The 12,720-nt window shown below is 43.8% G+C and carries 10 protein-coding genes; 7 read left to right on the plus strand and 3 right to left on the minus strand.

What is annotated here, in order from left to right; all coding sequences use genetic code 11:
- Positions 1 to 209 precede the first annotated feature (209 nt).
- Positions 210 to 1,100: a DUF4168 domain-containing protein gene (locus tag ACTF5U_RS10445; protein ID WP_438971570.1), complete on the minus strand. Its 891-nt coding sequence runs from the start codon at positions 1,098 to 1,100 to the stop codon at positions 210 to 212.
- 386 nt (positions 1,101 to 1,486) lie between these two features.
- Here ACTF5U_RS10445 and ACTF5U_RS10450 point away from each other — a divergent pair, with 386 nt between their 5' ends.
- From ACTF5U_RS10450 to ACTF5U_RS10460, 3 genes are all read left to right on the plus strand, one after another.
- A complete protein-coding gene (locus ACTF5U_RS10450) occupies positions 1,487 to 1,729 on the plus strand; it encodes a hypothetical protein (protein WP_438971571.1) in 243 nt (80 codons plus the stop codon).
- A 272-nt stretch (positions 1,730 to 2,001) separates the two neighbouring features.
- On the plus strand, positions 2,002 to 3,024 hold the full coding sequence (locus ACTF5U_RS10455; RefSeq protein WP_438971572.1) for an NAD(P)/FAD-dependent oxidoreductase: 1,023 nt from the start codon (positions 2,002 to 2,004) through the stop codon (positions 3,022 to 3,024).
- Positions 3,025 to 3,112: 88 nt separating this feature from the next.
- Positions 3,113 to 4,114: a sensor domain-containing diguanylate cyclase gene (locus tag ACTF5U_RS10460; protein WP_438971573.1), complete on the plus strand. Its 1,002-nt coding sequence runs from the start codon at positions 3,113 to 3,115 to the stop codon at positions 4,112 to 4,114.
- A 56-nt stretch (positions 4,115 to 4,170) separates the two neighbouring features.
- Here the strand turns inward: ACTF5U_RS10460 and ACTF5U_RS10465 are convergent, their stop codons facing one another.
- Both ACTF5U_RS10465 and ACTF5U_RS10470 read right to left on the minus strand, forming a co-directional pair.
- Positions 4,171 to 5,832 carry a cation acetate symporter gene (locus tag ACTF5U_RS10465; RefSeq protein WP_438971574.1) on the minus strand — a complete coding sequence of 554 codons (1,662 nt, stop codon included), beginning with the start codon at positions 5,830 to 5,832 and terminating at the stop codon, positions 4,171 to 4,173.
- Entirely contained in the window at positions 5,832 to 6,140 is a 309-nt protein-coding gene (locus tag ACTF5U_RS10470) for a DUF485 domain-containing protein (protein ID WP_438971575.1), read from the minus strand. The genes ACTF5U_RS10465 and ACTF5U_RS10470 overlap by 1 nt, the downstream gene beginning before the upstream one ends.
- A gap of 222 nt (positions 6,141 to 6,362) precedes the next feature.
- Here ACTF5U_RS10470 and ACTF5U_RS10475 point away from each other — a divergent pair, with 222 nt between their 5' ends.
- From ACTF5U_RS10475 to ACTF5U_RS10490, 4 genes are all read left to right on the plus strand, one after another.
- On the plus strand, positions 6,363 to 8,624 hold the full coding sequence (locus tag ACTF5U_RS10475) for a lipopolysaccharide kinase InaA family protein (RefSeq protein WP_438971576.1): 2,262 nt from the start codon (positions 6,363 to 6,365) through the stop codon (positions 8,622 to 8,624).
- 105 nt (positions 8,625 to 8,729) lie between these two features.
- Positions 8,730 to 9,365, plus strand: a complete 636-nt coding sequence (alkB, locus tag ACTF5U_RS10480; protein ID WP_438971577.1) for a DNA oxidative demethylase AlkB — start codon at positions 8,730 to 8,732, stop codon at positions 9,363 to 9,365.
- 268 nt (positions 9,366 to 9,633) lie between these two features.
- Positions 9,634 to 10,671, plus strand: coding sequence for an HD domain-containing phosphohydrolase (locus ACTF5U_RS10485; RefSeq protein ID WP_438971578.1), 1,038 nt, complete (start codon positions 9,634 to 9,636; stop codon positions 10,669 to 10,671).
- 7 nt (positions 10,672 to 10,678) lie between these two features.
- On the plus strand, positions 10,679 to 12,720 hold a 2,042-nt coding region (locus tag ACTF5U_RS10490), incomplete at its 3' end, for an ATP-binding protein (protein WP_438971579.1).

Genomic DNA, 12,720 nt, shown 5'->3' on the forward strand with positions numbered 1-12,720 from the left:
CTAAGTTAAAACGTAATGGCAATACCATTAAAATATCTACAAATGCGACACAAACAACTCATTTCAAGTTCACAAAATGGCTGGGTAGATATCAGCTTGATCATGCTTTCGTCCTTGGTAAAGGTAAGTCCGCTATAAAAAAAGCCCCAATCAAGGGGCTTTTTTATTAATTCAGGCTGAGACTATATTTAAAGCAGCCTAGCGTTAGTTCATGAGCTCTGTTGAATCATCGTTTGAACTTTTGAACGTAACTTCGGATCTTGTTTCATAGAAAGTGAAATATTTGCATATTCCTCTCTGTATAAGCCTACATTTTCAATGGCTTTAGCAATTTCACGGTGAGCCTCAACCAGTAAATCACGTTCATGCGCTACTGAGTCAGAGGCTGTAATTTTTTCTGCATAATGCGTGCGAATCGTTTTTATCTCATCCTGAACTGCAGCAAATTTTTTCAATTTCTTATTTGAAAAATCTGCCCTGACTTTGTTCGTCTGAATTGGCTCACGTTGTGTCTTCGGAGTGTAGGCAACACCATTAATCATATCCACAGGGACATCAACGCCTGTGAGATTTTTTAATCTTGCTCTTACTGCAGGGTCTGTTTTCACAGCAACATCAATTGCTTCGTATAAATCGTAGTCAAAACCTGCATCGCTGATAACAGAATATTTACTGATCGTCGCCTTGCGAACAACTGATTGCTTAGCAATATCATTGGGAGCGCTATGTAGTTTTAAAGAATATCCCTGTTCGATCTCTGCCACATCGCTTTGAAGTTCTGCATAACGCATTAATTGTTGATCTGTCACTGTGCTTTTTTGCATTACTTCAGTCCAGCGAGAATTGTCTTTATGATTTTCCATGTGATGGTTGGCATGTACATAACCTGCCATGGTTGCTGACAAAACACCTGCTGCTGCAAATGTTGAAACGGTTTTCAGTACAGTATTCATCGTGTCTCCTTTGTTGTTAAACACAGTACACACCATATAGATCGGGATAAGCTTTTTGATCGTCAGGATGACCAGTTTACCCTCAGACTTTTTCTGAGTTCCTGCTAAACTTTTCCTATGTCGATTAACAAACCAGCTTTTAACCATAGAGCCCCATCAGAAACTATCTGACTGCATGAGCAAACTATTCTGAAATACACAGAGAAATAATCTTGGTTAGCCAGGAGTTGTAAAGGTCGAGCGATGAAATTATGAATTCTGCCATGAGAACCATGCGAATCTTAAATTGATGTTTACTCACTCATTATCAGCAATTTTCATTAACAAATTCATCTTGGGCTGCAATAATGAACTCTGTTCCAGACAGTGTGTCGTAATGTTATATCAATGCTTAATTTATCTAGAAGGCTACGCTAATGTCCCTGAAAAGAAACATCTCTGTGATTCTCTTTACAGCATCGAGTTTAGTTTGCTCGGCTAGTTTTGCTGCTCCCGCATCTTATAGTGAGATCATAGCCACTGAAAGAGAACGTATGCAAAAAAACCACCCCCAAGAGAGAGTGAATCAGCAGCATCAAAGAGTAACCTCGCCGTCTCAAAACACTATGCCTGTTACATGGGGACAAGCAATCAATACGGAACATGCAAGAATGCAGAAGAGCCTCCCATATGACGCTGGTCAGGCACCAAGCCAGAAAAAACCTGATACAGTCCGTCCCAGCACTTGGGGTCAAGCGATTGATGCAGAAAAACAACGGATTGAACAGACGCAATAATCACCGATTGGGCATAACTATAGCCAAGTAAACGAGCATTTATTGCACAAGCAAGTAGGCATAAAAACGCTGACTTGGGATTTGTATACCCCAGATTTCTTGATTGCAATAGTTCGCTTCAATTCAAAAAATTCAGGCGGGGCCAATACTTTTCATGGTGTAGAAAAAAATAATAGCTGTTTCCTTAAATAATATGCTTTCGTAAATTAATTATCCCATGAAAACAAATGTATTTGACGTCACTTTGACACCCCTAGCGTCATATTCTGGAGATGAAAAATAACTCTTCGAAGAGATCTGTTGCAGTCATTGGAGCAGGTATCAGCGGTTTAACACTTGCCAGACACCTCAGTGACCATTTTGATGTCACTGTCTTTGAGAAGGCCAACCGTCCGGGTGGACGTGTAACCAGCAAAATCATAAATGGTGTCGATTTCGATTACGGCGCTCAGTTCTTCACCGCAAAAACCAGACCGTTTCAGGCCATGGTTGATGAAATGCTTTCAAAAGGCGTTGTTGATATATGGCAAGGTCACTTTATCGAGTTTGACCATAATCAAGTCTGCTCAGAAAGAGACTGGGATGAGGACTACCCCCATTATGTCGGCATTCCCGACATGTCAGCCATTGGTCAGTGGATGGCCGACCCGCTTAAGATTTTTTATGAGACGACTGTAAACAAAGTCGAAAAGACAGATAGCGGATGGCAATTATCAGATGGAAATAATGCATTAGGTACATTTGATTGGGTCGTGCTAACAATGCCCGCCCCTCAAGTCGGTCAGCTCTTGCCTGACTCGCATTGTTTCCACAAGCCATTATCAAAGATTGAGATGCAAGCCTGTTTTGCCCTACGTGTGGCTCTCAAAGAGGAAGTGAACCTCGGCTTCAACGCAGCACTGATAAGAAATCATGACATCAGCTGGATTTCAAAAAACGATACTAAACCCCAGAGAGAAGATTTTCCTGCGCTTGTTGTTCATGCTCGTAATTCCTGGGCCGATGAGCATATTAATGATGAATTGACTCAAGTTGAACAACATATGCTTTCTTGCTTATGTGACGTAACGGGATTATCAGCTGAAAAGGTTGCCGATAGTCATGTGAAAAAATGGGTTTATGCTAACGCCCCGAAGAAGCAGTCAACTGCCTCATATCTTATTGATCCGACGACACAAATAGCCGTTTGCGGAGATGCCTTAATTCATGGTCGGATAGAGTCAGCTCATGACAGTGCCTACAGCTTAGCCAAGACATTACTAATGCATTCCACATCAATGGTGAGCCACATTTGAATACTCAGATTTATGCCGAACAACGCTTTACAAAACAACTTGTCGAGCGCATATTCGCTCTTAGAGTTGTTTCTCTGTGAGATAGTCAATGTCTATCATAGATTTACCGAAGTTTGACCCTCCGGCAATAGAAGCACTGTTAGAAATTGTCAGTGATGGTGTTTGGTTTTGGCATGCCAACACTGGCTATGTCTACCGAAGCCCTGGTTGGTACAAAATGCTTGGTTATGATGTGCACTCTCTCGATGGCACCGTTTTCACGTGGGAAACTGTGATCCACCCAGACGACTATCAGATGGTGATGGAACATTTTGAGCGTTACATGAAAAGCCTCAGCGAGGCCTATCATCTGGAATATCGTTGTAAAACAAAATCAGGTGATTACATCCTGATTGAGGATAAAGCGTTCGTTGTTGAGCGCAATGAAGATGGGTCTGTTGCCAGAATGATTGGCGCACATCGAGATATTGATGCTCAGGAACGACTTAATCAACATGACAAACTACTTCATCAGGAATTACAGAAAACGATCGATGAACGTACCAAAGAACTGAATAAGCTTAATCAGGAACTAACGGCAAAAATCAAACAAACCGAATTACTCGCCAGAACTGATTTTTTAACTACGTTGTCCAATCGTTACAACTTTGAGAAGAGTCTGAGCAATGAAGTATCAAGAGCACAGCGATTTAACGAACCGCTCTCTCTGATGATTTTTGATCTCGACAAGTTTAAGCTAATTAATGATTTACATGGGCACGCTGCTGGTGACGAGATACTCATTTCAATTGGCAAACTGCTACGTAATGAAATCAGGGAAATTGATTTAGTATCCCGTTGGGGCGGAGATGAGTTTGCTATTTTACTGCCTAACACCTCGCTGAATGATGCTTTTGTGGTAGCAGACAAACTCAGAAAGCGGATAAATTCTGAATTAAACACCGTTCTTGACAGTGCCAGCGCCAGTTTCGGTGTCGTTGAATTAACGAAAGGGGAGTCTCCCAGCCAACTCTCTGTCAGAGCGGATAAAGCCCTGTATAAGTCCAAAAATGCCGGTGGCAATCAGATAAGTTCGAGTTTATCGGCATAAAGTGTAGAGATCTTGTGGTCGAACAAGCCTAACTTAGCCCCGTTTTGTATGTGCTCTTAATGCTCACTGGCGCCATGAGCCCCTATACCCGTTTGCGAACGAATGAACTGATGCTCAAATAAAGCTCTCTCTTTCTTACCCTGCTCGCTTTTATCCGTCATTGAAAAGAACCATATCAATGTAAATGCCACGATGACGGAGAATAATGCAGGGTATTTATACGGAAAAATGGCTTGTGCATTACCCAGAATATCGACCCAGACAATCGGACCCAGAATAACCAGTACAATCGCGGTTAATAAGCCTGAGAACCCGCCAATCAGAGCGCCTCTTGTTGTCAGCTTTCGCCAGTACATGGATAAAAACAGAATCGGGAAGTTGGCACTGGCAGCAATCGCAAAGGCAAGCCCGACCATAAACGCCACATTCTGCTTTTCAAACAAAATACCGAGCACGATGGCAACAATACCCAGCACTAAGGTTGCAATGCGTGACACCCGAATTTCATGTTCGCCTGTCACCTGTCCTTTCTTAATGACACTGGCATAAAGATCATGAGAGATGGCTGATGCCCCTGCTAACGTCAATCCAGAAACAACGGCAAGGATAGTGGCGAATGCCACGGCAGAAATAAAGCCAAGAAAAATATCGCCACCCACCGCCTGAGACAGATGGATCGCTGCCATATTGTTACCACCGATTAATAGGCCGCCAGCCTCAAAAAAGTCCGGGTTTTTGGTCAGTAAAACAATCGCGCCAAAGCCAATCACAAACGTCAGTATGTAGAAATACCCAATAAAACCGGTAGCGAAAAAGACCGAACGACGCGCTTGCTTCGCATCCTTTACTGTAAAGAAACGCATCAGAATATGAGGTAATCCTGCGGTACCAAAGATTAACGCAACCCCAAGCGAAATTGCCGATATCGGGTCGGTCACCAGACCGCCCGGTGCCATAATTTGTGCACCTTTATCATGAACAGCGATCGCCTGTTCGAATAAGACATTGAGATCAAATCCCACATGCCTGAGCACCATAATCGCCATAAACGTCGCGCCTGACAGTAACAAGACAGCCTTGATGATTTGCACCCAGGTGGTCGCTATCATGCCGCCAAAAGTGACATACAGCACCATCAACACACCGACTATCACGACGGCAAACTCATACGGTAAACCGAAGAGTAATTGGATGAGCTTACCGGCACCAACCATCTGCGCAATTAGATATAACGCCACAACGGCTAATGCGCCAAATGCTGATAACGTTCTGATAGGTAATTGTTGCAGTCGATAAGACGCGACATCAGCAAACGTATAACGCCCCAGATTACGAAGCCGCTCAGCGATAAGAAACAAAATTAACGGCCAACCAATCAAGAAACCAATCGAGTAAATAAGCCCGTCATAGCCGGAGAGATACACTAAACCTGAAATTCCCAGAAATGAGGCTGCAGACATATAGTCACCGGCTATGGCGAGACCATTCTGCAACCCTGTTATACCTCCGCCAGCCGCATAATAATCTGATGTCGATCGCGTTCTTTTGGCCGCCCAATAGGTAATCATCAACGTTCCTGTAACAAACAACAAAAACATGATTATCGCGGGTAGGTTCAGAGCTTGCTTTTCAACTGAACCATCAATGGTCTCAGCCGATAAGACAAAAGACGGAACCAAAAAAATTAAAGCTGAAATAAATGTATGGAGGAGACGCATTATTTGATCTCGCTGATAATTTTTTGATTGATTCGGTCAAAGTCCGTGTTCGCTTTGTGTACGTAAACACCGGTCAAGACAAACGCAACCACAATCACAAACACCCCAATCGGAATACCGATTGTCATGACGCTACCTGCCGCAACCGGCTGAGCCAGCCACTGTGGAGCAAATGCAATCAACAAAATAAACGCGAAATACATAACAAGAATAATGCCTGCCAATCCCCAGGCCCATCGTGAACGACGTTTCACCAGACGATGAAAATTAGGGTTTAGCCTGACCTGCTCATACCGATCTGCACTCATGGTTTCTCTCTCTTTTTGCCGCGTTGTTATTTATTTATGACTGCGACTTTGTGGTTGATTATGATGACTTTATCCTTCCAATACAAACCTGCCAATGGGGTTAAAGTTGTGCTTTATTGTCAGACAATTCAAAATATTAGACTTTTCTCAGTTTACTGATACGCCATAAAGCACCGACGGTAACTCAGGACTGACATCTATAACGTTGGATTCAGACTCGCTATGACACGGCAGCCGCCAAAGCACAAAACCAAGAAAAACGTTCCAGCCGTCATGAATGGTGGTCTGTTATTTAAAGCGCTCAAGCAAGTCTTTAAGGGTGGACTCAGTTTCCATGGTGGACATATTCCCCCATCGGGCCACGATGTTGCCACTGACTTTTCTGGTGTGGGTGTCGCCGCCGCTGCCGATCCGGCCGCGGATGAGTATATTCTCGACAAACTTCAGGATCTGGGTGTCAGAAATGTTCGGATTGATGTCAGCTATGATGATTTAGATGGGCCAACCGGGCGCTTGCTGCACAAATTGCTCAATACTAACCTGCAGGTTTTCATTCATTTAGTACAACCCTTCGATGCGGCTTTTGTGATGCAGGATGAAGCGGCACAGACAGCATGGCGCGAGTTTGTAAAGGCAGTCTGTGAGCGCTTCGGTTCGCGAGCTTATGCTATCGAAGTGGGCTCAACAATCAACCGTCGTCGCTGGGCAGGTTACAGTACTAAAGGCTTTTTTATCGCCTGGGATATTGCCCACGAGGAAATCAAGTCTCGCGGAATCACTTTGGCAGGGCCAAATATTTCCGACTTTGAGCCATTTTACACATTCTCCATTCTGGAAGAATTACAGCAACTGGCTATGTTGCCTGACATTCATACCAATAATCTTTTCTGTGAACGGGTCACCGAACCTGAGCGTTATGATCACCGTATTCTAGGATTCCAATGGGCCACTAGACTGAAAGTTAATTTAGTCAAAAAAGCACGACTTTTAGGTAAGGCTGGAACCAACAATGGTGTATCACGCTTTGTGTCTCCGGCTGCATTCTGGACCTTGCCACGTATTGAACGTTTACTGGCAGAAAAAGAACAGAAACAGGCTGATTATCTAACACGCTACTTTGTTTTACTGGCCGCATCAGGCGCATTAGAAAAGACCTTCTGGGGTCCGCTTCTATGCTGGCGTGAGGGCTTGATTGATGATGGCAGCGGTGAATACCCCGAACTGGAACGGATTACGCTTTACCAGAGCGTGACAGGGAAGCAAGAGGACTTTCGTCCCCGTGCTGCATTTTTTGCCTTAAAGCAATTCAATGCTGCTATTCCCGGCAGTCAGTATCTGGGTCCACTTCTGACATCCAATGATGTTGAAGTACATATGTTCCGTAAGAATAAAACGCTGCTCCATGTGGCTTGGACAATTAATGGCAAAGCGTGCCCGATCGATGCGCTTTATCACCCTCGCGATCTCCAGATGGCAGGTTTCAAAAACAGAGACGGCGAGAACTATGCCGAAGCCCCTGAATACATCACCGAGACACCTACTTATCTGTTCTGGCATGCCACCAATGTTATCGGTTTAAAACCCTCAGCAGAAAAAGCACGATTAGAATCGGTATTTGCTCATCGTCAACACGGTCAGTATCACCCGGTTAATAAAAATGGCTGGCGCGGGATGCTTATTGCCGATAATCAGGCTGAGGCACAATCACTTTTAAACCACTTGTTACCTGATAACTTGCCTGATCCCACCGAAAGCACAACCTTACGTAAGGCAAGAAATATTATTTGGACTGTACCAGGCCTCAATGGCAGCTCTGTTGTAGCGAAAAAGCCTATCAAAATGCACCCGCATAAACGACTTCTGGACATGTTCAAACCGAGTAAGTCACGCCGAAGCTGGATCGCTGCAGCCGAACTCAGCAGAAGGGGTATTCCTACGGCACAGCCCTTGGCGTTTTTCGAAAAAGAAAATGATCGGAGCATGATGCAGAACCTATTTGTTTGCGAGCATGTTCCCCATGACTTTTCGGCACGGGAAATGATTGTCGCTTTTCATAACGGCGCTAATGAGTTCAGCGGTATAAAAGCTGAAGATGCCTATCGGCAATTAGCCAAATTCTTCTTGCGCATGCACGAGCATGGTGTCTTTTTCAGAGATCTGGCCGGTGGCAATATCCTGATCGAGAAACAAGCCGACGGTAAGCTTGAATTTACCTTGATCGATATAAACCGAGCACGCTTTTATAATCGTAGTACCCCGTTAAAACAACGGATTTCTGATCTGACTCGAATTTGCCACAAACTACACTGGGAAGGCAGAGAGTTTTTAGTTGAGTACTATCTCCAAGGTATGCTCAAACGTAAGCACTTCACCTTGCGTTATCGTCTGCCATTTTATCTTTACGACTTTAAGGTCAATTTCAAACGTCGTTACGGCCGTAAAGCCATAAAAAAAACGTGGCGAAAATTTAGAAATAAAGACTGACTAAAAGAGGATAATAGTTGGACTGATCGCCGTTATTCACACATTTTTTTAACATCTTAAATGTATGAATCCTAGTCCATGCTAGCAACTTAAATTAAGATAAGTTTGAGTAAATCCGATATGAATAGTAGCTCTAAATCTATCGCGCAAGCCAGTTTTATCCTGCCTGAATTTGCTGAGCCACATACAAAAGTGCTACTTAGCGTAGTTGAGCACGTTACTTCGCTGTCACCATTGCGTCGTATGAATACACCCGGAGGGTTCAGGATGGCTGCTCAGATCACCAATTGTGGACGCTTGGGCTGGGTAACGGATAAAGGTGGTTACCGATACCAAAGAACCGACCCGTTAACAGGTGAACCGTGGCCAGCAATGCCCGATGTAATCTATGATTTGGCAATTGAGGCAGCTAAGGTCTGCGGCTTTAAACTGTTTGAACCGGATGTATGCTTGGTCAACTGTTATCAGCCCGGCGCAGGTATGGGGCTGCATCAGGATAAAGACGAAAAGGATTTCAGCGCCCCAATCGTCTCTATCTCATTAGGCGTACCAGCTATTTTTCTTTTTGGCGGCTTAAAACGTCAGGATAAGCCCACAGCACACTTACTTAAACATGGTGATATTGTTGTCTGGGGCGGAGAGGATCGGTTACGGTTTCATGGAGTACAACCAATCAAACTCTCTCACCACCCATTGACTGGTCAAAAAAGGATTAATCTGACTATTCGCCAAGCCGCTTAGGAGAAAGGCTGGACGAAATCTTCAGCAATGGTGATAATGAGGCTGATATAAAGCTGATATATTCAGTTGAGTGCAAATCAGTTCCATTCCTGACCCTAAGGAGATAAATGGGTCGGACAGTTGATGTGGCTCTATTGCAGGATGCTCAGTCATATTCGCCACGATTATGAGGTACGTCACCTTGACTGGCAAGACAACACAGAAACCTAGCAATCAACCCTATATGACTGCCAGGAGGCAAAGTATTCTGAAGAAAAAAAAGAATGTATTGATCATTGATGATCAGTCTACGGGCAGGACGATTCTCGAAAAAATCATACAACAAATCTCAGATAATATTTCTGTGTCAGCTTTTGGCAATCCTGTGGAGGCCTTAACGTGGATCGATGAGCATGATCCCGATTTAATAATCACTGATTACCGCATGCCGGAAATGAACGGTGTCGAATTTATTAGTGCGGTCAGACAAAAGCCCCGCTGTGAAAACGTTCCCATCATGATGATTACCGTGGTCAGTGAAAAAGCCGTTCGTTATGAAGCCTTGGAGGCCGGTGCCACGGCTTTTCTGACCCGCCCGATTGATCAAATTGAATGTCGAACCAGCTGCCGTAACCTACTCCAAATGCATGAGCAACATTTGATCATTCAAGACAGAGCCGACTGGCTGGCCAGACAAGTCGAAGTGGCTACCGAACAAATTACCCAACGTGAAAAAGAGACCATCTTAAGACTAGCCAGAGCCGGTGAGTACCGTGATGAAGGTACGGGTAATCATATTTTTAGAATGGCTAAATATTCACGTCATATTGCTGAAGCATTAGGCACATTTTCAAAACAAGACTGTGACGATCTCGAATACGCCGCCCCCATGCATGATATTGGTAAAATTGGCATTCCTGATGGTATTTTGCTCAAGCCCGGAAAGCTCAATGGCTATGAGTGGGATATCATGCAAACACACACAACTATCGGTCACGCTATACTGTCTGATAGCCAGTCACGTTATATGAAAATTGGCGCGATCATCGCCCTCAATCACCACGAACGTTTTGATGGAAAAGGGTATCCCAACGGCTTGAAAGGTGAAGAGATTCCACTTATTGCTCGAGTGGTTGCGGTTGCCGACGTCTTTGATGCATTAGTTTCTACTCGTCCCTACAAAAAAGCCTGGAGTAACGAGGACGCCATTACTTATATCAAACATCAATCCGGCACCCATCTGGATCCAGATTGTGTTAAAGCATTTGTGAAAAGACTTGATGTGATACAACAAATTCAAGAAGAATACGCTGACGAACCAGTGTAATACGGACATGGATGCATCTCGCAAAACACCTCTAAATTACTACCAAAGATTAAAACAGCGTCTTGAGCTCACGGGTGATAGCGAACCTGAACAAGCCATAAAGGTTCGCCTGACTATTGGCGTTGCAGTCTTACTCTATTTTTGCTTCCCATGGGGAGAATCTGAATCATTTAGCCAGGCATTTTTCAGCCTTCCAAGTGTCCTAGCCATAGCGTACTACCTTGTCGCTTTGGCTATCGCTCTGTCTATCGTTATAAGACCCGTTCCCTCTCCTGCAAGGCGATTAGTCGGGGCGATACTGGATCTTGTCCCCCTCTCTGTACTGATGTTTCTTGCCGGTAATGAAACGGTGTTCTTTTTCGTTGCCTATCTCTGGGTAATTCTAGGTAATGGTTTTCGCTATGGGGTTAATTATCTTTATTTCTCACTTGCGATATCACTCATTGGTTTCACTTTTTCAATTACGTATGGTGATTATTGGAACGATCCACAACATCAACCATTTGGCCTGAGTCTATTATTAGTATTGATACTAGTGCCTTTGTACGCTGCTTTTTTGATCAATAAGCTTCATAGTGCGATCGCTTCCGCCAAACAAGCTAACCAAGCAAAGAGTCGTTTCCTTGCCAATATGTCCCACGAACTCCGGACACCACTTAATGGCGTTATTGGGATCGCCGATTTAATCGGTGAAACAAGTCTCAATTTGCAACAACGCGAATTCGTTAAAATTATGCGTTCTTCAGCTAACACTTTGTTGGGTTTAATCGAAAATGTGCTCGATATTTCGAAAATTGAAGCAGGAAAAATCACTATTGCCAGTGAACTTTTCGATCTTCATCAATTAATCAATAACGTCATGCTAATTCAAAAGCCAATGGGAGCCGCCAAAGGCTTACTTGTCTCAATGCACATTGATCCGAAAATAGACTATAGCCTCAAAGGGGATCCTCAGCATTTAAAACAAGTATTGATAAACCTAGTCGGTAATGCGATTAAGTTTACTGATTCTGGTGCCGTTAAATTGATTATCAATCATATCGAAAGTACAGATAATCAGTGCTGGGTTCGATTTGAAGTGACGGATACAGGTCCCGGAATCATGCCCGAATTTCTGGATACCATTTTTGACGACTTCAAACAGGCACCAGAAGTAAGACAAAGTAAAATCAGTGGGACGGGGCTTGGCACCACCATTTCTAAAGAACTCGTAGAATTAATGGGGGGTCAGATAGGTGTAAATAGTGAACCTGGAAAAGGTACAATGTTCTGGGTTGAGATGCCATTTAAAGCAACAGGTGAAACACATTTGAATCTCGCGGAAAACAAAATTCTGCTCCTCAGTAACGAAGAGACAAAATTACAACTTGAACCCTCGCTTCGTGCCTGGTCAATCCAACACCACTGGGTTGATAATTCTGTGAAAGCATTTTCAGAATTAATGAAACACGCTGAAGTCGACAAGTCATTTGACACTCTGCTTATCGATCAGTCCTGCATGCATAATATTTCTCCTGTTCAGTATGCACACATGCTGAAATCAGAAAAAGTTTTGGCTCATCTTTCGCTTATTTTAATAAACACCAACAATGAGCGTATTAGCATTCCAGAACTTACAGACCATTACATATCGGTTCTTTCGAATACAGAAGATAAACGCCTTCTATTTAATGCCTTACATGCTGCTAATAGCGTGCCTGTCACTGACGACAATGTTGTTTCCCTTGCTTCACATTACACAGCGCAACAGGATCAGCCCTTAAGTATACTCATTGCTGAAGACAACCACGTCAATCAGCAGGTACTTAAAGGCCTGTTAGAACATGCCGGTGTCCAGACGAGAATCGCCGCATCGGGGGAAGAAGCACTGGATATCATTACCGATGCTATCAGTGAGCTGGACATGCTTATCTTGGATATGAACATGCCTATATATACGGGACCGGAAGTCGCCAAGGCAGTTCGCATGATGGAAACGGAACGACATATTCCCATTATCATCTTGACAGCTGATGCCACCCCGGAAGCAAGACAGGAATGTATCGATTC

Origin of the sequence: Methylophaga sp. (assembly GCF_965655755.1) — a bacterium.
GTDB lineage: Bacteria > Pseudomonadota > Gammaproteobacteria > Nitrosococcales > Methylophagaceae > Methylophaga.